At 64.9% G+C, this 22,116-nt stretch carries 16 protein-coding genes and 1 pseudogene; 4 read left to right on the top strand and 13 right to left on the bottom strand.

All coding sequences use genetic code 11. The features are described 5' to 3' along the window. Positions 1–226 precede the first annotated feature (226 nt). Together phaP and BAMB_RS14275 are read right to left on the bottom strand one after the other, a co-directional pair. Positions 227–808 (bottom strand): TIGR01841 family phasin, encoded by a 582-nt coding sequence (gene phaP, locus BAMB_RS14270; RefSeq protein WP_011657939.1) that lies wholly within the window; start codon positions 806–808, stop codon positions 227–229. A 476-nt stretch (positions 809–1,284) separates the two neighbouring features. Next, positions 1,285–2,049, bottom strand: a complete 765-nt coding sequence (locus BAMB_RS14275; RefSeq protein WP_011657940.1) for a ParA family protein — start codon at positions 2,047–2,049, stop codon at positions 1,285–1,287. 215 nt (positions 2,050–2,264) lie between these two features. Between BAMB_RS14275 and BAMB_RS14280 the strand changes: the two genes are divergently transcribed. Further along, on the top strand, positions 2,265–2,486 hold the full coding sequence (locus BAMB_RS14280; RefSeq protein WP_011657941.1) for a hypothetical protein: 222 nt from the start codon (positions 2,265–2,267) through the stop codon (positions 2,484–2,486). 477 nt (positions 2,487–2,963) lie between these two features. On the opposite strand, the gene BAMB_RS14285 is transcribed toward BAMB_RS14280, so the two are convergent. From BAMB_RS14285 to BAMB_RS14320, 8 genes are all read right to left on the bottom strand, one after another. Further along, positions 2,964–3,167, bottom strand: a complete 204-nt coding sequence (locus tag BAMB_RS14285) for a hypothetical protein (protein WP_041491276.1) — start codon at positions 3,165–3,167, stop codon at positions 2,964–2,966. Positions 3,168–3,185: 18 nt separating this feature from the next. Further along, entirely contained in the window at positions 3,186–4,130 is a 945-nt protein-coding gene (locus tag BAMB_RS14290) for a fimbrial biogenesis chaperone (RefSeq protein WP_011657943.1), read from the bottom strand. Then, a complete protein-coding gene (locus tag BAMB_RS14295) occupies positions 4,120–5,544 on the bottom strand; it encodes a fimbrial protein (protein WP_011657944.1) in 1,425 nt (474 codons plus the stop codon). The genes BAMB_RS14290 and BAMB_RS14295 overlap by 11 nt, the downstream gene beginning before the upstream one ends. A 95-nt stretch (positions 5,545–5,639) precedes the next feature. Further along, entirely contained in the window at positions 5,640–8,432 is a 2,793-nt protein-coding gene (locus BAMB_RS14300; protein WP_082089610.1) for a fimbria/pilus outer membrane usher protein, read from the bottom strand. Beyond that, positions 8,429–9,187 (bottom strand): fimbrial biogenesis chaperone, encoded by a 759-nt coding sequence (locus BAMB_RS14305; protein ID WP_011657946.1) that lies wholly within the window; start codon positions 9,185–9,187, stop codon positions 8,429–8,431. Before BAMB_RS14305 ends, BAMB_RS14300 begins: the two co-directional genes overlap by 4 nt. 110 nt (positions 9,188–9,297) lie before the next feature. Beyond that, positions 9,298–9,837, bottom strand: coding sequence for a fimbrial protein (locus tag BAMB_RS14310; protein WP_041491277.1), 540 nt, complete (start codon positions 9,835–9,837; stop codon positions 9,298–9,300). 336 nt (positions 9,838–10,173) lie between these two features. Further along, entirely contained in the window at positions 10,174–12,549 is a 2,376-nt protein-coding gene (locus BAMB_RS14315; protein WP_158380527.1) for an ATP-binding protein, read from the bottom strand. 57 nt (positions 12,550–12,606) lie between these two features. Further along, positions 12,607–13,287 (bottom strand): response regulator, encoded by a 681-nt coding sequence (locus BAMB_RS14320; RefSeq protein ID WP_011657949.1) that lies wholly within the window; start codon positions 13,285–13,287, stop codon positions 12,607–12,609. A 634-nt stretch (positions 13,288–13,921) separates the two neighbouring features. Here BAMB_RS14320 and BAMB_RS14325 point away from each other — a divergent pair. Next, positions 13,922–14,185 (top strand): annotated as a pseudogene (locus tag BAMB_RS14325) (transposase); the annotation flags it as partial. A gap of 591 nt (positions 14,186–14,776) precedes the next feature. On the opposite strand, the gene BAMB_RS14330 reads toward BAMB_RS14325, so the two are convergent. After that, on the bottom strand, positions 14,777–15,340 hold the full coding sequence (locus BAMB_RS14330) for a single-stranded DNA-binding protein (RefSeq protein ID WP_011657951.1): 564 nt from the start codon (positions 15,338–15,340) through the stop codon (positions 14,777–14,779). A 103-nt stretch (positions 15,341–15,443) separates the two neighbouring features. After that, positions 15,444–16,631 (bottom strand): MFS transporter, encoded by a 1,188-nt coding sequence (locus tag BAMB_RS14335; protein ID WP_011657952.1) that lies wholly within the window; start codon positions 16,629–16,631, stop codon positions 15,444–15,446. Between the two features lie 252 nt (positions 16,632–16,883). Here BAMB_RS14335 and uvrA point away from each other — a divergent pair, with 252 nt between their 5' ends. Next, positions 16,884–19,769 (top strand): excinuclease ABC subunit UvrA, encoded by a 2,886-nt coding sequence (gene uvrA, locus BAMB_RS14340; protein ID WP_011657953.1) that lies wholly within the window; start codon positions 16,884–16,886, stop codon positions 19,767–19,769. A gap of 257 nt (positions 19,770–20,026) precedes the next feature. Continuing rightward, positions 20,027–21,109, top strand: coding sequence for an AI-2E family transporter (locus BAMB_RS14345; protein WP_011657954.1), 1,083 nt, complete (start codon positions 20,027–20,029; stop codon positions 21,107–21,109). A 105-nt stretch (positions 21,110–21,214) separates the two neighbouring features. Here the strand turns inward: BAMB_RS14345 and purU are convergent, their stop codons facing one another. Continuing rightward, positions 21,215–22,099, bottom strand: a complete 885-nt coding sequence (purU, locus tag BAMB_RS14350; RefSeq protein ID WP_011657955.1) for a formyltetrahydrofolate deformylase — start codon at positions 22,097–22,099, stop codon at positions 21,215–21,217. Positions 22,100–22,116 lie beyond the last annotated feature (17 nt).

The raw sequence follows: 22,116 nt of genomic DNA on the forward strand, positions 1-22,116 counted from the left end.
GCCGGCACGGCACTGCGGCCGGCGACGGCGTGTGAGCGCCGCGCGGCTCGCGATGCGGCTGCACGTTCGCGCGCGCATGCGCGCGGCACATCCGCGTGCTCCGGCCGTGTCCGGGCACGCCGCGGCGAGCGGAAAGCTCGCCGGCCGCCACGCGGCACACGCGGCGGCCGGCGCCTTCCGGCACCGCTCATTCCTTACTCGTGTCGCGCCTGCGCGCGACACGCGCTCACGCAGCGGAGTCGCGCGAAGCCGCTTCCTTGCGTGCGGCGGTGGCCGTCTGCTTGGCACCGCGCGCCGCCGTTTCGCTGACCGCGTCGAAACCGCTTTGCGCGGCCTCGATCGCCTGCCCCGCCGCTGCGCGCACGGTGTCGGCCGCGGCCGTCGCCGCGGACAGCGCCGAGTTCAGCGCGGCGACCACCGGGGCCGAACCGGCCGGCGCGTGCTTCGACAGTTCGCCGAACACGTCCTTCATGCGCTTGTCGTTCTGCTCGTACTGAACCTGCGCGACCTTCGCCCACTCGGCCTGCGTCGACACCGCGATGTCGAACAGATGGCGGCCGTACGCGACCGCCTTGCCGGCCGCTTCCTGCGGTACGGCGACCTGCTGCGCGAAGCCCGCGGCCGGGTTGCTGATATTGAATGCGTTCTTCAGCTTGTCCTCGTACTCCTCGAGCGCCGTCTTGGCCGCCTGTACATTGAGCTCGACGACAGCCTCGAAACCGTTGATGGCCGGACGGGCAAGCGCGAACCATGCGGCGATTCCGGACTGGTAATCGGCGGCGAGTTTTTCGGGGGCAAATACGGACATCGGGTATGCTCCTGTTGGCAATTGCGAGAGACGACACAAGGAAATGGAAGTCAGATCGACAGCCTGCTCCCTTATTTTCAACCCGCACACGGCATTGAATGCGAGAAGTTGAAGAAGGCATTTTAGATGCATTAATTGTCAATTAAATGGCATTAATGCTAGGTGAAAACCCTTACGAATCGAAACGACCGCCTCCCGGCCGGGCCTTGCACAATGGGGCCGGGCTGCAACGCCTCACGTTTAAACGATTTTCTCAATTTTACAGCAGCATGCACCGACTGCGTCGCAATATTTACCGCGTCATTATTTCCGTTATGGGAAAATAGGTGTGCATGAAAACAGCCCAATCCGCTATGTAATCGTTTTTCTTTGGGCTGATTCTGAAATCGTTATCGCGATTATTTCCGAAATCGTAATCGGAATTATTAACAATCAATTCAATTATCGGATGAATTGCCGCGATAATGCCGACGGCGTCACCCGACCAGCTCGCGATGCAGCGCGCGAAACTCCTGCGCGAGCTTGTGCGCCGGCTCGAGATGGATCACCGGCGTCGACTGCTGATGCGACTCGCGGATCTTCACCGACGCCGACAGCCGCGACGCGAGCACCGGCAATCCTTCTTCGATGAGTTCGTCGACCAGCCGCTGCGGGAGGCTCGCACGCGGCTGGAACTGGTTGATGACGATCCCTTCGACCTCGAGCGCCGCGTTATGGTCCTGCTGGATTTCCTTCACGTTCTCGAGGAGCGTGTAGAGCGCGCGGCGCGAGAAGTCGTCGCAATCGAACGGAATCAGGCAGCGTTCGACCGCGATCAGCGCCGAGCGCGTGTAGAAGTTCAGCGCGGGCGGCGTGTCGATGTAGATGGCGTCATAGGTGTCGAGCTCGTTCAGCGCGTCGCGCAGCTTGTAGATCTTGTAGCGCGACTCGAGCTTGCCGTGCAGCGTGTCGAGGTCCGGATGCGCGGGCATCACGTCGAGCCCGTCGAACGGCGTCGGATGGATGAACGACGCGACGTCGACCGGCCGGAAGTTGAACGTCAGCGCCGTCTCGAAGAATTCGGCGACGCCGGGATGCACGTCGCTCGCGGCGTCGCCGAGCAGATAGCGCGTGGAATTCGCCTGTGCGTCGAGGTCGATGACGAGCGTGCGCAATCCTTCGCTCGCGCTGATCGCCGCCAGGTTGCAGACGATCGTCGATTTGCCCACGCCGCCCTTCTGGTTGAATACGACCCGCCGCATGGTGTCTCCTTCGATCGAAACGTCGAAAGAAGCAGTTTAGCCGGTCAATCGTGGCGACGGGGTGACATAAGTCAGATGCGCGGCACCGCACCAGAAATGAAAACGTTGCCGGCACGCGGCACGCCCTCAACGCACGAGGCCGAAATGTTGCAGTGCCGCATGCGCGGTGCTAAACTAGGGGAAAACCCTTAGTTCAAGCTCGCGAAGGAGCAATCGTGTACCCCGTATTTTCGTTTCTGATGGACATGCTGCCGGGCCGCAGCAAGGCGACGTTCGCGCCCGCGGCCAAAGTGAACCGCGTCACGTTCACGGGCACGGTCGACCGCAGCGACGGTGTGGTCCTGTCGGTCCACGGTAGCGACGCGTTGGTGCGCTGGCCGAAGGGCGGAAAGTCGGTTGAGCGCGTCAGCAACCTGGTCGCGATCACGGAAGCGTAATTCGCTGGTTCTCCGGGCCCGTTCGGCGTGCACGCGCGACGCCATCGCATTGATGGCTCCGCCGAAGGCCGTGGTCGATGCCATCGGCACGTCCCGAATTGCGTATCGCCTCACGCCAGCCTCCGTTCGACGGAACGGAACCATCCGATTAGGCACGTTCCAGCCGAATCGAAAAACCTGCACACGAAAAAAGACCCGAAGTTCCAGGCCAAATCACTGATTTAGCTCGGAAGTTCGGGGCCGTCCGTACAGCGGTAACTCACGTTCCTCTCAGAACGGTTAGCGGAACATGCCACCGCAAAATTTCCCGGTAACCATTTGATTCTTCACTGATCTCGGCAGCCCGCCGAACTACGTTTGTCAAAGCCACATAGCGAAGTGTAGCGGAAGTGGGCTCCCGAACCGCTTCCGCGCTCTTTCGTTAGCAGCTTTCCGCTGGACTCGCGTTGACAGACTCCCTGGAGCATCCGGGTAGTGCTATTTGGCGGCGAGCTTGCGGGCGTCGCCGTGCATGTCGGCTACATGCAGGTCCGTTTCGACCTCACGCACCGCATCCTGCGCTTTCTGGACATCGCACCGGCAGTCGTCGACTTTGTGCGCGGGCTGGGCGAAATGGCCGGTGTCCGTGCAGTTGGCCCCGCCCCGTTCGAGCGCGATCTGCTGGTTTGTCGCCTGCTGCATATTGCCGTAGCGTGTCGCCTAATCGATCTGCGCCGATGTGCATGAGTCGGTCGGTTGGCGTTCACGTTGCGTTCGAATCGGCGGGGAAAGGACCTGCACGGCATCGGATGCCCGACCGGAGTCGCACGCAACACCACCTGGACACGCGCCGACACGCACCGTGCGGGTGTCTGCGTCAGGATTGCCGTCATCGCCGATCAGCGTGAAGGTGACGCGCGCGGCTGCGCCGGGGGATGCATACCACGCGTCGAACGCGACGGTTGTGCGGGAAAAAGGCGCGATCATGTCCGGGACCGCCTGCTTCGCGGTGTCGCCCAGCGTGACCTGCACAGCGCCGATCGTCGCGTAATACGGCGTGGGATTGTCAATCGTCAATACGAGCCCCCGGCGGGCGGTCGCAAGCGACAGCACAAGTTTCCGCAGCCGACTCACGCCCGGATCGGCGAGGCCCGCCGGGCGCACGAACAGCTTGATTTGGGTGCGCATTGTGACGGTCACGGTCTGTCTGTCATGCACCCAGTCCTTCGGCGTGGAGGGGATCTCGTACAGGTTGAGCCAGAGCAGCGATTCACGGTCCGTCGGCAGTGGCTCGCCGGCATTGATCAACCGCAGGCTCGTCTGATCGTGCGGCGCCATCCGGAAGATCGGTGGCAACGCGACGACCGGCGCACTCGATGATTGCGGCACCGACAGGATGTCGCCGCCGTCGATCCAGGCCTGGACGAGTACTGGGTACGCGTTCAGATTGTAGAGCTGGACCGACTGTTCGGCCCCGTCGGCGGCGAAGACGATGCGCGAGACTTCCGGCGTCACGCCGGCGACGGCGAGGGCGATTGGGCCGCCGGCGACTGCCGCGACGCACAGTGCGGTGCACGCGATGTGGCGGCCGACCTGCCGCTTGCACCATGCCCAGCGCAAGCGCAGCGCGACAATTGCCGTGCCCCGGCGGACGTCATTGCACACGGACGATCACCTGCGCGGTGGCGTTGTAGCGGCCCGCCGTCACCGGCGTCGAACCCGGCGCGAACGCCTTGAAGGTCGCGTTGATGACGCGCGTGTAGCTCGTCTGCCCGTTGACGGTCGACTCTGCCGTTGCGTCGTTCAGCACGGGATCCCAGCCGTCCGCGGCGCCGCCGGTCGTCACGTACTGGTTGCTCAGAAAATTCAGCGCTGCGCCGCCCGGCCGCGACAGCGCGACGCCCACGCCGGTCGCGACACCCGGGTCGGTGCCATAGCCGTTCGACAGCAGGTACGTGACGCCGCTGCCCGACATCTTCAGGCCCGCATTGATTGCCTGCTGGACGTTCGCCGGCGGCGCGAGGAGCCCGAGCGCGGTCTGGTTGGCCGCTGTCCCGCTCACGAAGGCGCTCATGCCGCTCGGCGTCACGCTCTGGCATTCAATCCGCACCGTGATCGGTAATTGCCGGGAGCCGCCCTGCGTCAGCTCGCTGACCGACATCGTCGGAAACAGGATCATCGGCGTAGTGTTGGTGACCGCGCACGTCGCGGAGCGCCGCACGGTGATGTTGCCATACGGATTGATCGCGGCTGGCCAGTCACCGTACCAGCCCGAATAATTGGTCGCAGAATCGGCGCCGACGAACAGGCCGCTGGAGGGAATCATGCCGGATGCGCCGCCGCGAAACGCGTTGTACGCGAACGGCTGCGATTCGGCCCACGCGCCCGTCGACCGGTTGCCGCCGTTCGGGCACGAGCTGCATTTGAACAGCTCGACCTTGTACGCGCTGAAATTCTTGGCCTTGACGAGGAACCAGCCCTGGCTGTCGACGTCGAGGCCGGTCAGCGGCCGAGCCTGCCAGTAGCGTGTCGCGGTCTGCCCGGTCGTCGCGTTCGTGACGCGGAACACGACGCCGGCATACCGCGACTGGTACGTGCCCGGGATACCCGAGACAGCGCTGACGTCGTTGCCGCCGGCGCTCGCGTTGTCGCCGTTGGTCGCGAAGTATTCGAACATCGTACCGGCGGAATCGGGCGAGCAACGGTACAGCACCTGCTCGGGGCTGTAGCTGCCGGCGCCGTTCGCGCCGAGGTTGTAGACCGGCGAGACGAGGCTGGCGATCAGCGTGCCTTCCGGGACGAACGACGACGTATCGACGTTGATCGTCATCTTGTATGCACCAGCGCCCGCGGTGTCGGGTGCGCCGGCCCAAGGCCGCGCAATCGTGCCCGGGTCGGTGTAGTACGCGGAATTGACGCCGGTGGTCAGCCCGGTGATCCTGAAGCAGCCGCGGGACGTGGACGCCGCGCGGGCGGGCGAGACTCCGAGCGCGAGTGCCGCGATCGCCAGCGCGGCGAGCAACGCGCCACGATATCGCCGCGTGACGGATCGGCCACCTTCGGTCGAACGGTACGGCATGAATGACACTCCTCTTGAGGTCGATCGCGACATGCGTCGCGACCGGTTTCGATGAACGCCACGCGGGGGCGAGCGGCGGTGGTCCGCGCAGCCGGTCATTTCAGCGCGAGCGGCAGGCATTGCGCGCGAATGCGCACGATCGGCGCCTTCGTCGCCGACTGCGCGGGCAGGTCGTAGCGCATCGCGCACTGGTCCTCACGCCGCTTGCCCCAGCGGACCCTGACCGTACCGTGCGCCGACGGCACGCGCGCATAGGCGAGCCCGCCTTGCCCGACCACGCCGATCGACGTGCCCTTGCCGTCCAGCACGTTCGCGCCCAGCGGCAGCCGTTCGCCGTCGGCGCGCGCACCCTGGATCAGGACCGCATGGCCGGTCAGTGTCGCGAACTTGAGCAGCACGGCCGAGCCCGCATACGGCGCGACCCGCACCTGGTTGCCGATCAGTTCAGTGTCGCGGTCGATGCCTTGTGTTTCGAGCGCAACGTCCGTGTAGCGGTAGGGCGTGAGCGACGGCACGATCGCGTAGCCGAAGCGGTCGACGCGCGCGCCCATCCCGCTGCGCACGGTCGCGCCTCGCGCACCCTTGGCCTCGACGATGCCGAACGTATCGCCGAGATACGGCCCGAACGTGACGCCGCCGCGGTGCGCGACGATCGCGCCGCGCGCGGTGGCACCGACCTGCCAGAAATGATCGCCGTTCGAATAACTCGCGCCCGCCGTGATCATTGACAGGTTCTTCTGCAGGTTGCCGCTGTAGGTACGCGCGCCGTTGCGCGTTTCGCCCGACAGGCTGAGGCCGTAGCTGAGCGTCTGGGCGCGGTCGGCAATGCCACTGAGCGACGCCTGGTACGACGTGCCCTGATCGTTGCCGTGCGACACACTGCCCGACAGCGATGCGGTGCGCGGCCCCGATCCGAGTGGGATCGAGACGGTCAGCATCAGCACGTTGCTCGTCCGCGTGTCCGCGCCCGCCCGTCCGTAGCCGGGCAGGAGGTTCTGCATCGGCCCGCTGCCCGGCGCGACGACGGTGGCCGTCTTCTGCCGGACGAACGACAGGTTGTAGCTGATCGAGTGGTAGTGGTTGTTGTAGCTGAGCTGGACCTGCGTGTCGTGCGGCCGCGACTCGTAGTAGCTGCTGGTCGTGGCGGACAGCGACAGTGCGCCGTACTTGCCGAAATCCTGGTTCACGTTGAGCGTGAACTGGTCGCGCTGCTGGTAGGTCGACGACGCCCAGGTTTCGCCGCGCCGGTAAGCTTCGCGCGCGCTGAGCGCGTCGATGAACTCGCGATAGCCTTTCGTCGAATAGCGATAGCCGGCCAGCGAGAAGGTCGTTTGGGTCGGCGTGAAGGTGTGGCTGTACGTGATGGCACTCATCCAGCCGTTCAGCCAGCCGCCCTGCGCGTTGCGCGCGTGAGACCAGGTCGTGTTCCAGCCGAACGCGCCGATCCGCGTGCCTAGCACGGCGCCGGCCAGCACCGACTGATAGTCGAGCGAGACGCGCACGGCGCCGTTGGCCGTCAGCGAATTGGTCAGGCCGCGCTGGTAGGTCAGGTCGGCGAATCTCGCGTGCGAGCCTTCGATTTGCCGCACCTGGCCGAGCGTGACGCTGTAGTGCGACAGGCCGGGGCGCATCGAATTCGGCACTGCGGAGAACGGCACCGTGAAGCGCGACACCTGGCCGTTCGCCTCGTGCACCTCGACGTCGATATCGCCCTGGTAGCTGGTCGGATTCAGGTCCGCGATCCGGAACGGCCCGGGGGCCACCGTCGTCTGGTAGATCACGTGGCCGTTCTGGTTCACGACGACGCGCGCGTTGGTCTGCGCGACGCCATTGACGACCGGCGCGTAGCCGCGCATCGAGTCGGGCAGCATGCGATCGTCGGATTCCAGGCGCACGCCCGTATAGCCCACCGTGCTGAACAGGCTGCCGCTCGTGAAGCTCTGGCCGATGGTGAGCTGGCTGCGCATGCCGATCAGCGGCCGCTCCGCATAGGTGCGGATGTTGTTCCAGCGGGAGATGCTGTTGCCGGTGCCTCCATTGTAGGTGAACGACGACTGCTGGCGCACACGCCACAGGCCGACGTTCACGCCTGCATTGAGGCCCGTGTAGACCGAATTCGCGCGCACGCCGTACGCCGAAGATGTGTAGTAGCTCGCGTCGTAGTTCACGTACGCGGCGGCTTCGCCCGCGTCCAGCGATGCGGGATCGACTGCGCCGCGCGGTGCGACTCTCATCTCGAACTGCGGGACGGTGATGTCGAGCCGCAGGCGCGTCAGATCGAACGTGGTCTGCGCGCCCGGCACGCGCTTCGTCAGCGGGCCGCAGAATGCCGTCGGTGCATCCGCCGGGAGCGCGTCCGCGTGATCCGGTGTTGGTTCGGGTGAAGGTTGCGTGCCGTCGGGCGCAGCCTGTCCGGCCGCGGCGTGCGGCAAGCGGGCATCCGCGACGTCGCGCAGCAATACGCCCGCGGACGTCAGCAGTGCATCGCTGAGGCACGGGTAAAGCGCGCCGTCATCTGTATTGCGGAACGTGATGTCGCGCCGCGAAACGAAGCGATCGTTCACGTACAGATCGACCTGGTATCGTCCGGGATCGACGGCATGCGTGCGGTTGAAGCGCTCGATATTCGCGACGCCGAGCGGCGTGCCCAGCAGCAGCCGGCTGTCGAAGTTGTACGCGAGAGCGGTTGCGCCGTCGGCCTCGCGGCCGACTGGCGCCGCTTGGAGCGCGTGGGCGGGCGTCACGAAGCCGAGCGCCACGACGAGCAGCGGCAGGAACGCGTAGCAGGGCCCTTCGCCCGCCGGTGCGGCTGCGTGGACGGGCGCGGTGCGAGGTCCGGTGCGGCGGGCGTATCGGGTGTTTCCGCCGCTTCGACGGGCCCGCGTCATTTCTCGGGCCAGCCGGTCGAGCGATATTCGTGCGTGTCGATCGCGCCGTAGTCGTTGACATAGCGGATCGTGATCTTCGCCGCGTCGGGCCCGGACGGACAGGCGCCGTTCAGCACCCACCGCGCGGTCGAGTACGGCGCGACCATGTCCGCGGTGAACGTGGCGACCTGCTTGCCGCAGGTCGCACTGCCGCCGAGGACCGACACGAAGTAGCCAGTGGGGTTGTCCAGCACGACGCATATCTTGCCGTCGTGCCGGTCGAGACGCAGCGCGAGCTTGTCCGGCGCCGTCTCCGACGCGCCTTCGATCGTCGCGGGACGGTAGAACACCTTGATCCGGTTGCGCAGCATCACCAGCATTCGGTTCTGGTTCGCGTAGGCCGAATTCAGCGACGGGATCTGCAGGCTATTGAGATAGAAGATCGATTCGCGATCCTGAGGAAGATCGCGACCGACGAAGATCAGCCGGGCCGTCTGCCCGGTCTTCGGTTCGATCCGGAAGATCGGCGGATTGACCAAGAACGGCGCGTCGGCGACATCGGGCGTCGATTTCGCGTCGCCGGCATCGACCCACACCTGCATGACGCTCGGGGATTCGTCCAGGTTCGTGAACTGGAGGTTCTGTTCTTTCGCGTCGCCGGCAAAGATCACGCGCGTGTTGGTCATCACGACGCTGGCGGCGGCAAGGCTTGCGTGGCAAGCGCAGATCGCCAGCAGCGCCGAGCCGAGCACATTCAGGGTGTACGGTCGGTTCATCGGCTTCCCCGGGTAGGGGTCTGGTTTTTGTCTGGTCTGGAGAGCGTGTAGGGACGCGGCGGCTTCGCGCGAGGTTTCGAGGCAGGAGGGCGAAGCGCCGCATCGGGCGATTACTGATAGTTGATCGCGTACTGCACGCTACCGAGCACCGAGCCAGCCGTCGCGCTGCCATTCTCGGTGATGTAGCGCACCGCGAAGTCGTACGACGCCGACGTGTCACCGACTGCGAGGCTCAGGCCCGGTGCTGCGTAGCCGGATGCGCCGCTTAGGTTGAACGGCGTCGTGGCATTGGCCGGATCGAGCAGTTGCAGCGCGACGTTGGTAGCCGTGCCCGTATTGCCGAGGTTGCCGTTGGTCGTCACCTGGTTGCCGACGAACACCGTATTGATCGCGCGGGCGGTCTGGGTCGGTGCCGTGCAGCCGCTCAGGCCGAGCGTGAAGTGGGTTTCGCCGGCCGTTCCGCCGGCGGTGGCCAGATCGGCCGTCGACACGGTCGGCAGCAGCACGGTCGGGCTGGACGCATTGCCGTTGACCGTGACTGCGCAGGTCTGATCGGTCACTTCGCCCTGGAACTGAATGGTGTTGCTGCTTTGCGCGAACGCGAAAACCGGTGCTGCTGCGAGCATCAGGACAAGAAGATTCTTTTTCATGAGCGTGTCTGCTTTCGTTCGATTGATATGGGCGGCCCGGTCCGGGCGGTCGCCGGAGCTACGACGCATGGCGCGGCCGGCCTCGAGGAAGGTCAATGTCTCGTGTGGTATCTCGGTATCCCCCGTATATGGCACTCCTTATCGATAAAAGATGATCGGCATGACGTCGCCCGGATGCCGGACCTGTTCCGAGCTGCTTGCGAGCCGAATTCATCACGCCGTCGATGTTATTTTTCGCGGGTGATGCAAGAAATAGGATTGCTCCGAATCTTTGTTAAATTGACTTGTCGATTCGACGGTGGGCACGCGCCGGCTTTGCCGGTGTTGGCACAGCGTTCAGTGCATCGCGTCTTGCGCTTCGCCCTTGCTTGGCAAGCACCGCGCGCCCAACGACGCGAACGCACGCCGGCATTCGTCGTCGTGTGCGCTGCCGCTTGTCAAGCACGCTTGCAAGCGCGTGCACGCGCTTGCCGTGAACGTGTCGCCCATGATCAGTGCGGCGCCCTTGATCCGGTGCAGGATGGCAAGTGCCTCCATGCGATCGGCGCGTTGCAGCGCCGCATCCAGTGTGTTCAGGTCCGTCTGCAGCAACGCCGCATAGGTAGAAGCGAGATTCGCTGCGCCTTGGGTCGGCGTCGGAGCAGGCGACTGCTGGCGCAGGTCGAGATCGCACCACAGCGAGACGACCGTGCGGAGTACGTCCGCGCGTATCGGTTTGTCCAGCAGGCCGTCCATGCCGCACGCAAGTGCGCGTTCGTGATGATCGGGTTCCGACGAGGCCGAGATTGACACGATCGGCGTATGCGTACCGGCGCCGGCTTCGAGGTCGCGGAAACGTTGGGTCAGCGTGAAGCCGTCGATATCGCCGAGATCCACATCCATCAGCACGAGATCGAAGCGGCCAGTCGAGAACGATTCGAGCGCCTGCCTGCCTGTTTCCGCGAGCACGGGTACGCATCCCGTCGCGCGAATCTGGCGATCGAGAACGGCGAGATTGGTGCGGTGATCGTCGATCACCAGGATCACGGGCTGGCGGTGTTCGTGCGGTGGCTCGACCGCGCCGTCGTCCGATGCGGGTGGCAGCGCAGGCGCGTCGGAGGCTGCGGCGACACTGCGGGCGGGCAGCGTAACGGCAAACACCGAGCCGACGCCGGGCGTGCTCCGTATCGCGATCGATCCGCCCATCAGTTCCGCGAGCATCCGGCAGATCGTGAGCCCGAGCCCCGTTCCGCCCTGCCGCCTCCCCTGGCCCGCTTCAACCTGCCGGAACGCGTCGAAGATTGCGGCCTGCTCGGCCGGTGCGATGCCGATGCCGGTATCCGACACGGCAATCGTCAGCGTACCGGGCTGCGACGGCGCGTCGGGTGGCGCGAACGACAGCGCGATGTCGATCGCGCCTGTTTCGGTGAAGCGAATCGCATTCGAGATCAGGTTGTACAGAATCTGCCGGACTCGCGCCGTGTCGATCAGTAGAGCAGCCGGCAATGCGTCGTCGGGCGTGATGGTCAGTGCGAGACCCTTTTCCCGCGCGCGGATCCGCATCACGTCGGCCGTCTGGCGCGTCAGTTCGGCGAGGTCGGTCGCGGTGCGGCACAGGCGAATCTCGTTGGCTTCGATCCGTGCCAGCGCGAGGATATCGTTGAGCAACGCAGACAGCGCTTCGGACGCGGTGCCCGCGATGTGCAGCAGGTCGGCCTGTTCACGCGACGTCGTCTGGCGCAACAACTCGACCGAGCCGATGAGCGCATTGAGCGGCGTGCGAATCTCGTGGCTCAGGACAGCGAGGAAGCGCAATCGGTTGTGTTCGCTGCGCCGCGCGCGCCGGCGCTGCACGTGAGCGTGGAACGTCGCCGCAACGAGCGCGAGCACGAACAGCACCGACAGCACGACCTCTTTCGCGTGATACCGGACGATCGCGCCGAGCGTCGGCGAACCGTAGTCGGTCTGCTCGAACCACCGGCGTACGATCGCGTTGGCCTGGCCGACCGAGATCGAATCGAGCGACTTGTCGAGGATCGATTTCAGTATCGCGTCGTCGCGACGCACGCCCATCAACAGGATCACGGGCAGGTCTGCGATCGGTCCGCTCGCGTGCAGCTCGCCGGCGTACTGGCGATGCAGGAACGGTTGCGCCGAGCACGCGCATAGCAACGCGAAATCGGCGAGGCCAGATTTCACGTCGCGCAGCATTTCCTCGGTCGTGTCGCGCGGGAGCGTCCGGATATGGGGGAAGCGCGCATGCAGCATCCGCTCGCTCGCGCCGCCTCGCTTGATCGACACGGTCCGGCCGTCGAGATCCTGCAGACGGAGGACGCGTGCTTCGGACGTGCGGCCAACGAGCACAGTCGAGCTGATGAAGTATTCGCGCGTGCGCAACACGCGGCCTTCGAGCGACGGCGGGAGCGTCTGCGCCGACAAGCTTGGCATTAGGTCGACCCGGCCGTCGACGAGTGCGCGGCGTCCGTCGGTCCGCGTGCGTGTCGGCACGAGTTCGAAGCGCAGGCCGGTCATGTTGGCAACGGCCGCGAGGTAGCCTGCCGTCACACCCTGCATCCGGCCGTCGCGGACATATTCGATAGGTCGCCAGTCGCGATAGAACGATACGCGCACGACCGGATGGAGCGCGATCCACGCGCGCTCCTCCGGCGTGAAGACGGGCGTGGCGCTCCGTGCGGGCGAATACGGGCCGACGAGCGGCAAGCACGCCAGCACGATCGCTATTGCACGGCGCAGACCCGGTATACGAGACAGGAGGAAAGCCATCGGCGGTCAGTCGAGCTTGTCGACGATCGCGTAGAGTTCGAAATCGGTCCGGATGCCCAGTTTCCTGTAGGCCGACTGCTTTTGCGTGCTGATAGTCTTCAGGCTGCGGCGGAATTTGGCCGCGATGTCGGACACCGACATGCCGGTTGCGAAACAGCGCAGCACTTCGCGCTCCCGCAACGTGAGGGTTACCGGTGCCTGGCATGCGCGGGACGTCCCGTTTTTCGCCGTGGCGACGGACGCGGCATGATATGCGCCCGCTTCGGCGTCGAGCAGGCTGTTGACGCGATGCGCGCCGCGCGCGACCTCACGCACGACCTTCACGAGATGCTCGAGCGGTTCCTCCTTGCCGACGAAGCCGCGTACGCCAGCGTTCATCGCGAGCATGACCGTCGACAGCGTGTGGAATACCGACGACACGACGATCTTCACGGCAGGCATCTTGATCTTCAGCAGCCGGATCAGGTTGATGCCGTCAATATCGCCGGGGCGGAGCTGATAGTCGGTGATGAGTACGTCGATATGCATGGTGCGTACGCTGAAGGCCGCGATCAGGTCGCTCGCCGACGCGTAGCAGCCGACGATCGTGATGTCGGCTTCGTCCTGCAGGCGCAGCGCGAGCCCGAACGTGACGATCGGGTGATCGTCGAGCAGCGCGACGGTAATCTTTGTGTCGGTTGTATTCATCGTTTTCCTGTTCCAGGTGTAATCCGGCCGGCCAATTCCCGCGCGAGAAGTGCAGCGGATGCGCAACGCAGCGGCGGCGTGGCAACCCGCCGGCACATGCATCGCAAGGCACCGGGAATGGTCGCGTGGAAGTTGGCGTGCGACCGGACTCGGAACGACGAGCCGATCTGCCTCGGAAAACCTTGCCCCTTCTGGGTCCAGGCCTGGAAAACCGGGTGCTGGCGGCGCCCCTTATATCAAAAAAGAAAATAAGGCACGCCGACGCCCTTTCCATCTGGATTGCTCTTAAAAAATGTGAAAAAAATTTAAGTGCTGAAAATGGCATGTAATTTGGCTCGTCGAGGCATGTGAGTTGAGACAGGGCACGCTTGGCTTGCGTCCGGACCGTATGACAGGGTGCTCGGAAGAAAAAACGCAACCCTCCGGGAAGGAAAATTGGAGTGAAGCAGTTTTTTTCAACCGAACGAAGTTTGATTTTTATCAAACAATGTATTCCCCCCAAGAAGAGATTGATACATTATTTGCACGATTAATTTGTGGAATATCGCATATCTCTTGGGGGTGTGTCCTTGTAGTGGTCTAATGAATCCGGGCACTGAATTAGACGAGAATGCTCGCCATGAAGAGATGTCCGATGACCAAACAACGTCGTACGTTTTCCCCGGAGTTCAAACAGCAAGCTGCCTGCCTAGTGCTCGACCAAGGCTATCGCTATACCGAGGCGAGCCGCTCAGTCGACGTCGGCGAATCGGTATCGCGTCGTGGGGTGCAGCAGCTTCAACTAGAGCGCCAAGGCGTCACACCGCAGGGCAAGGCGATTACGCCGGATCAACAACGTATCGAGGAATTCGAGGCACGCATTGAACGCCTCGAGCGGGAGAAGGCCATTTTAAAAAAGGCTACCGCGCTCTTGATGTCGGATGGCACTACGCAGTCGCGTGCACGCGTTGTTCATTGAGGGCCGAAGTTCGGCCAGTAGCCGCGGCATCGTGGGCATGATGCGCGAACAACCACCAATTTGGTTGCTCGTGTCCCCCTGGGCGTTCGGCACCAGTCCGCCAGCGCGACTAACTCGTTTAGAGACAAAAGATCTGACCGTTCTTCCTCGAAATGAGATCGATGCTGCGATCACCGGGAAACTGGAACGTTAGCCCGAGCGCTTCGGCTCGGTGGTGAATCCTCGTTCGTCGAAGCCCACGCGCAGGTGGCTTCGCTATGGAATATTCCACGATCTCCGGTACTGGCAAACCGTGGGTCTCCGTGCACCAAGAGAGGTAAGCGTTCGCCGTTTTCAAGACGAACTTCACGAATTGCGTATCGGGTCACGCTAGGCTCCATTCGAGGCACGGAACCCATTTCTTACCGACCAGGCACGGTCCGCCTGGATCGAAAAAATGAGTAAACGAAAAAAGACCCGAAGATCCTGGCCAGGCAACTAGCTTGGTCTGGATCTTCGGGTCCCTCCTGATGCGGGATGCGGACGTTCCTCTTAGAACGGAATATCGTCGTCCATCTCGTCGAAGCCGCCGCCTGCCGGCGCGCTCGGACGGCTCTGGCCGCCGCCTGCTGCGCCGCCGCGCGGTGCGCCGCCGGCACGACCACCCCCGCCGCCACCGCCGCGCTCCATCTGCTCGCCGCCGCGACCGCCGCCACCACCACCACCGTAGCCGCCGCCGTAACCGCCTTCGTCACTGCCGCCACCGCCGCCGCCCGCGCCGCCGCGACCGCCGAGCATCTGCATCTGGTCGGCGACGATTTCGGTCGAGTAGCGATCCTGGCCGTCCTGGCCCTGCCACTTGCGCGTGCGGATGCGGCCTTCGATATAGACCGACGAGCCCTTCTTCAGGTATTCGCTGACGATTTCGGCGAGACGGCCGAAGAACGCCACGCGGTGCCACTCGGTCATTTCCTTGAAATCGCCGCTCGCCTTGTCCTTGTAGCGATCGGTCGTCGCGAGACGGATGTTCGCAACCGCGTCGCCGCTCGGCAGGTAACGGACTTCAGGATCGGCGCCGAGATTGCCGACGAGGATGACCTTGTTGACGGATGCCATGTGTTTCTCCAGTAAATTCGATGCCGGGCCGCCCGCGAAAGACGTCGGAGCGGCCCGCCGGACAAGCCGGCGAGCGCCGCCCGTGCGTGTCCGAACAGTAGGTTCAGGCCTTGCGCGGCGGCGCTTTCATGCTGGCCGCGATTATAAGCCACGCCGCCACGAGCCCAGAACACGCATAAAAGACGGTGTTCGCGCCGCCGTGCTTCAGCAGCCAGCCGCCCACGATGCCGCCGAGCGCGAGCCCGATCGATTGCGTGGTGTTATAGACGCCCGTGGCCGCGCCCTTGCGCGAACCCGGCGCGAGCTTCGACACGAGCGACGGCTGCGATGCTTCCAGGATGTTGAAGCCCAGGAAGTACACGAACAGGATCGCCGCCACAATGAGAATGGTATGCGGTGCGCTGCCCAGCAACAATTGGCCGATCAGGATAGCGAGGATCCCGCCGAGCAGCACCGGTTTCATCTTGCCCCGTTTTTCCGCGACGATGATCGCCGGGACCATCATCACGAACGCGAGCCCCATCACCGGCAGGTAGACCTTCCAGTGCGCGGCGACCGGCAGCCCGCCGTCGACCAGCAGGCGCGGCACGACGAGGAACAGCGCCGTCTGCGTCGCGTGCAGCACGAGCACGCCGAAGTTCAGGCGCAGCAGCTCGCCGTTGTGCAGGACCTCGGCGAACGGTGCCGGCACGTGCACGGGCTTCGCCGCGTCGGGCACGATCCACACGACGACGCCGATCGCGAGGATCGACAGCACGCCGACGATCGTGAACAGCCCGCTCATCCCGACCCAGTGGAACACGATCGGCGCGCCGACGATCGCGACCGCGAACGACACGCCGATCGAGCCGCCGACCATCGCCATCGCCTTGGTGCGGTTCTGCTCGGAGGTCAGGTCGGCGATGAACGCGAGCACCGCGGACGACACGGCGCCCATCCCCTGGATCACGCGGCCGACGATGATCCACGTGATGTCGTGCGCGAACGCGGCGACGAAGCTGCCGAGCGCGAAGATCACGAGGCCCGTGGCGATCACCGGCTTGCGGCCGAACTTGTCGGACGCCCACCCGTAGAAGATGTAGAACAGCGACTGCGTGACGCCGTAGGCCCCGAGCGCGATACCGACGAGCAGCACGTTGTCGCCGCCCGGGATGGTTTTCGCGTAGACCGAGAACACCGGCATGATCATGAACAGGCCGAGCATGCGCAGCGCGAAGATCGCCGCGAGCGACGTGGTCGCGCGCAGTTCGGGCGCACTCATGCGGGAAGACGTGGCGGACGGATTGGACATCGGGAATGAATTTCGAATGATCGGAATGTCCGCCCGGCGGCGGGCGGCGGAAGATCAGGGCCACCGGCCCGGCAGGCCTGGCTGGCGCTTTCCGGGACGTCCGACGGGAGCCCGCGGGCCGTGCGGCGCGGCCGCTTCCCCGGCGTGGGCACCGCCTTGCTGCCAGTTGCTGCAAAGGCTGGGGGCCCCCAACGACGGCCTCGAAAAGCCGTTATAGTAGCAGGTTTGGTTCCCTCCATTTTCGCCAGGTTCATGGAACAGATCCGTATCCGTGGGGCACGCACCCACAACCTGAAAAACGTCAATCTCGACCTGCCGCGCCACAAGCTGATCGTGATTACCGGGTTGTCCGGGTCGGGCAAGTCGTCGCTCGCGTTCGACACCCTTTATGCAGAGGGCCAGCGCCGCTACGTCGAAAGCCTGTCCGCCTACGCCCGCCAGTTCCTGCAGTTGATGGAGAAACCCGATGTCGACCTGATCGAGGGCCTGTCGCCCGCGATCTCGATCGAGCAGAAGGCGACGTCCCACAACCCGCGTTCGACCGTCGGCACGGTCACCGAGATCCACGACTACCTGCGACTTTTGTTCGCACGTGTCGGCACGCCCTACTGCCCCGACCACGACATCCCGCTCGAGGCGCAGAGCGTGTCGCAGATGGTCGACGCGGCGCTCGCGCTGCCCGAGGAAACCAAGCTGATGATCCTCGCGCCCGTCGTCGCGAACCGCAAGGGCGAGCACGCCGAGCTGTTCGAGGACATGCAGGCGCAGGGCTTCGTGCGCTTTCGCGTGCGCTCGGGCGGCGGCACTGCGAACGAAGGCGTCGCGAAGATCTACGAGGTCGAGTCGCTGCCGAAGCTCAAGAAGAACGACAAGCACACGATCGACGTCGTCGTCGACCGCCTGAAGGTGCGCCCGGACATGAAGCAGCGCCTCGCGGAATCGTTCGAGACCGCACTGCGCCTCGCCGACGGCCGCGCGATCGCGCTCGAGATGGATTCCGACCACGAGCACCTGTTCAGCTCGAAGTTCGCGTGCCCGATCTGCTCGTACTCGCTGCAGGAGCTCGAGCCGCGCCTGTTCTCGTTCAACAACCCGATGGGCGCGTGCCCGGAATGCGACGGCCTCGGCCAGATCACGTTCTTCGACCCGAAGCGGGTCGTCGCGCACCCGTCGCTGTCGCTCGCCGCGGGCGCCGTGAAGGGCTGGGACCGCCGCAACCAGTTCTACTTCCAGATGCTGCAGAGCCTCGCGGCGTTCTACGAATTCGACATCGACGCCGCGTTCGAGGATCTGCCGGAAAAAATCCGCAAGGTGCTGCTGTTCGGTTCGGGCAAGCAGACGATCCCGTTCTCGTACATCAACGAGCGCGGCCGCACGACGATCCGCGAGCACGTGTTCGAAGGGATCATCCCGAACCTCGAGCGCCGCTACCGCGAGACCGATTCGGTCGCGGTGCGCGAAGAACTCTCGAAGTACCAGAACAACCAGCCGTGCCCGTCGTGCGAAGGCACGCGGCTGCGCCGCGAGGCGCGCCACGTGCGGGTCGGCGCGGGCGACTACGCGCGCGGCATCTATGAAATCAGCGGCTGGCCGCTGCGCGACGCGCTCGGCTATTTCGCCGGCCTGTCGCTCGACGGCGCGAAACGCGAGATCGCCGACAAGGTGATTCAGGAAATCGTCGCGCGCCTGACCTTCCTGAACAACGTCGGCCTCGACTACCTGTCGCTCGAGCGCAGCGCCGAGACGCTGTCCGGCGGCGAGGCGCAGCGCATCCGGCTCGCGTCCCAGATCGGCTCGGGCCTGACCGGCGTGATGTACGTGCTCGACGAGCCGTCGATCGGCCTGCACCAGCGCGACAACGACCGCCTGATCGCGACGCTCAAGCACCTGCGCGACCTCGGCAACTCGGTGATCGTCGTCGAGCACGACGAGGACATGATCCGCACGGCCGACTACGTCGTCGACATGGGCCCCGGCGCGGGCGAGCATGGCGGCGTGGTGGTCGCCGAAGGCACGCCGAAGCAGGTGCAGTCGAACCCGCAGTCGCTCACGGGCCAGTATCTGGTCGGCAAGCGCACGATCGAGTATCCGGACGAGCGGTTCGCGCCCGATCCCGAGCGGATGCTGCGCATCGTCGACGCGCACGGCAACAACCTGAAGCACGTCGACCTCGAGTTGCCGGTCGGCCTGCTGACCTGCATCACCGGCGTGTCGGGCTCCGGCAAGTCGACGCTGATCAACGACACGCTGTATCACGCGGTCGCGCGCCACCTGTACGGCTCGTCGGCCGAGCCGGCGCCGCACGAGGCGATCGAGGGGCTGGAACACTTCGACAAGGTGATCAACGTCGACCAGTCGCCGATCGGCCGCACGCCGCGCTCGAACCCGGCCACCTACACGGGCCTGTTCACGCCGATCCGCGAGCTGTTCTCGGGCGTGCCGACCGCGAAGGAGCGCGGCTACGATCCGGGCCGCTTCTCGTTCAACGTGAAGGGCGGCCGCTGCGAGTCGTGCCAGGGCGACGGCGTGCTGAAGGTCGAGATGCACTTCCTGCCGGACGTCTACGTGCCGTGCGACGTGTGCCACGGCAAGCGCTACAACCGCGAAACGCTCGACGTGCATTACAAGGGCAAGAACATCAGCGAAGTGCTCGACATGACGGTCGAGCAGGCGTACGAATTCTTCAGCGCGGTGCCGGTGATCGCCCGCAAGCTGAAGACGCTGCTCGACGTCGGCCTCGGCTACATCCGCCTCGGCCAGTCGGCCACGACGCTGTCGGGCGGGGAGGCGCAGCGCGTGAAGCTGTCGCTGGAGCTGTCGAAGCGCGACACGGGCCGCACGCTGTACATCCTCGACGAGCCGACCACCGGCCTGCACTTCCACGACATCGCGCTGCTGCTCGAGGTGATTCACCGGTTGCGCGACCAGGGCAACACGGTCGTGATCATCGAGCACAATCTCGACGTGATCAAGACGGCCGACTGGGTGATCGACCTCGGCCCCGAAGGCGGTGCCGGCGGCGGCCAGATCATCGCGCAGGGCACGCCCGAGGAGATCGCGAAGACCAAGGCGAGCTTCACCGGCAAGTACCTCGCGCCGCTGCTCAAGCGTTCGCCCCGCAAGGCGGCGGCCGGCTGAGCGCTTCCGTTCCCGCGCGCGGCCGCCCCGGCCGCGCCCCTGCCGGCGCCCCTGCTGGCGCCCGCCCCGTGGCGCCGGCCCCCTCGTTTTCCCTTCTGCGTATACACCACGAGCCAAACTGTCCCGTGACAGACCATAATGGCGGCTATACTTTACGGTCGTAAGGTTCGCTATCCGCACCAATCCGGTGCGACGCCGGGCGAGCACCGTCCTGCCGCCCACCGCGCGGCGCGACACACGAACGACAGGAATCCACGATGGAGAAGCAACAAGAGTCGCGCGACGCGCAGAGCCGCGAGCCCCACCTGCGCAGCGTGCGGCTGACGAGCGACTTCAGTCTGCCGAAGCTGTCGGCGATCGAGATCGGCAGCTATCTGTTCGCCCTCGTCGCGATGGTGCTCGTCATCGAACTCAAGCTGCTGGGCGGGCTGCTGGCCGGCCTGCTGGTCTATCAGCTGATCCACACGATCGCCCCGGTGATCGAACGCCACACGACAAGCATGCGCGCGCGCTGGGTCTCCGTCGTGCTGCTGTCGATCGCGATCGTCGGCGGGCTCACGGGCCTGACGATCGGCATCATCGATCACTTCGAGCACACGGTGCCGAACCTGCAGAGCCTGCTCGGCCAGCTGATGCAGATCGTCGAGCAGACGCGCGCGCGCACGCCGGCCTGGATCGCGAACCTGCTGCCCGTCGACGTCGAACAGATGAAAGCCAAGGCGGCTCTGCTGATGCACTCGCACATGGATCAGCTCCAGCAAGGCGGCAAGAGCGTCGCGCGCGGCTTCGGCCATGTGCTGTTCGGGATGATCATCGGCGCGATGATCGCGATCGGCGTCGAGCACGGCAAGGTGCGCCGGCCGCTGTCCACCGCGCTCGTCACGCGCGTGTCGCGCTTCGCCGAATCGTTCCGCCGGATCGTGTTCGCGCAGATCAAGATCTCGGCGATCAACGCGGCCTTCACCGGCATCTACCTGCTCGTCGCGCTGCCGATCTTCCACCAGCGGCTGCCGCTGTCCAAAACGCTCGTGCTCGTCACGTTCATCGTCGGGCTGCTGCCGGTGATCGGCAACCTGATCTCTAACACGCTGATCGTCGCGGTGTCGCTGTCGGTCAGCATGGGCACCGCGATCGCATCGCTCGCGTTCCTCGTCGTGATCCACAAGCTCGAATATTTCCTGAACGCGAAGATCATCGGCGGCCAGATCGAGTCGCGCGCATGGGAGCTGCTGCTCGCGATGCTGATCATGGAAGCCGCGTTCGGGCTGCCGGGCGTGATTGCCGCGCCGATCTTCTATGCGTACCTGAAGCGCGAGCTGTACATGCTGCGGCTGATCTGACGCGCCGCGCGTCACGCGATAAACAAAAACGCCGCGCCCCATCCAGGGCGCGGCGTTGTTACGTGCGGGGCCGGCTGATGGCCGATGGCCGACGCGCACCGCCGATCAGCGGAACACGACGGTCTTCGTCCCGTTCAGCACGATCCGGTGCTCGACGTGCCACTTCACCGCACGCGCAAGCGTCACGCACTCGACGTCGCGGCCGATCGCGGTGAGCTGGTCGGGCGTCATGCTGTGGTCGACGCGCTCGACTTCCTGCTCGATGATCGGGCCTTCGTCGAGATCGGTCGTCACGTAGTGCGCGGTCGCGCCGATCAGCTTCACGCCGCGGTCGAACGCCTGGTAATACGGCTTCGCGCCCTTGAAGCTCGGCAGGAACGAATGATGGATGTTGATCGCGCGGCCGGCGAGCTGCTGGCACATGTTCGGCGACAGGATCTGCATGTAGCGCGCGAGCACGACGAGATCGGCCTGGTGCTCGTCGATCACTTCCAGCACGCGCGCTTCCTGCGCGGCCTTCGCCGCATCGGACGAGCCGCCCACCAGCGGGAAGTGATGGAACGGGATGTTGTAGCTCGCGGCGAGCTGGTAGAACTCCTTGTGATTCGACACGATCGCCGGGATCTCGATCGGCAGCTGGCCGGTGCGGTAGCGGAACAGCAGGTCGTTCAGGCAGTGGCCGATCTTCGACACCATGATCACGACGCGCGGCTTCACGGCCGCGTCGTGCAGCTCCCAGCGCATCGCGAACTGCTCGGCGAGCGGCGCGAATTCCTGGCGCAGCGTGTCGAGCGCCGACGCGGCATCCGCGCCGTCGGCATCCTGCTCGAAGTGCACGCGCATGAAGAACTCGCCGGTGCGGCTGTCGCCGAACTGCGCGGAGTCGAGGATGTTGTTGCTGCGCTCGAACAGAAAGCCCGAGACCGCGTGAACGATGCCGTGCCGGTCGGGGCACGACAGTTTCAAGATAAAGCTGTGATCGGTCGACATGACCGCTACTCCCTTCG

Origin of the sequence: Burkholderia ambifaria AMMD, assembly GCF_000203915.1 — a bacterium.
Taxonomy (GTDB): Bacteria; Pseudomonadota; Gammaproteobacteria; order Burkholderiales; family Burkholderiaceae; genus Burkholderia; species Burkholderia ambifaria.

Excerpts from the sequence above, each read along its gene's own strand:
- phaP (WP_011657939.1), bottom strand. The coding sequence starts at position 808 with ATGTCCGTATTTGCCCCCGAAAAACTCGCCGCCGATTACCAGTCCGGA.
- BAMB_RS14275 (WP_011657940.1), bottom strand. The coding sequence starts at position 2,049 with ATGCGGCGGGTCGTATTCAACCAGAAGGGCGGCGTGGGCAAATCGACG.
- BAMB_RS14285 (WP_041491276.1), bottom strand. The coding sequence starts at position 3,167 with ATGCAGCAGGCGACAAACCAGCAGATCGCGCTCGAACGGGGCGGGGCC.
- BAMB_RS14295 (WP_011657944.1), bottom strand. The coding sequence starts at position 5,544 with ATGCCGTACCGTTCGACCGAAGGTGGCCGATCCGTCACGCGGCGATAT.
- BAMB_RS14300 (WP_082089610.1), bottom strand. The coding sequence starts at position 8,432 with ATGACGCGGGCCCGTCGAAGCGGCGGAAACACCCGATACGCCCGCCGC.
- BAMB_RS14305 (WP_011657946.1), bottom strand. The coding sequence starts at position 9,187 with ATGAACCGACCGTACACCCTGAATGTGCTCGGCTCGGCGCTGCTGGCG.
- BAMB_RS14310 (WP_041491277.1), bottom strand. The coding sequence starts at position 9,837 with ATGAAAAAGAATCTTCTTGTCCTGATGCTCGCAGCAGCACCGGTTTTC.
- BAMB_RS14320 (WP_011657949.1), bottom strand. The coding sequence starts at position 13,287 with ATGAATACAACCGACACAAAGATTACCGTCGCGCTGCTCGACGATCAC.
- BAMB_RS14330 (WP_011657951.1), bottom strand. The coding sequence starts at position 15,340 with ATGGCATCCGTCAACAAGGTCATCCTCGTCGGCAATCTCGGCGCCGAT.
- BAMB_RS14335 (WP_011657952.1), bottom strand. The coding sequence starts at position 16,631 with ATGTCCAATCCGTCCGCCACGTCTTCCCGCATGAGTGCGCCCGAACTG.
- uvrA (WP_011657953.1), top strand. The coding sequence starts at position 16,884 with ATGGAACAGATCCGTATCCGTGGGGCACGCACCCACAACCTGAAAAAC.
- BAMB_RS14345 (WP_011657954.1), top strand. The coding sequence starts at position 20,027 with ATGGAGAAGCAACAAGAGTCGCGCGACGCGCAGAGCCGCGAGCCCCAC.
- purU (WP_011657955.1), bottom strand. The coding sequence starts at position 22,099 with ATGTCGACCGATCACAGCTTTATCTTGAAACTGTCGTGCCCCGACCGG.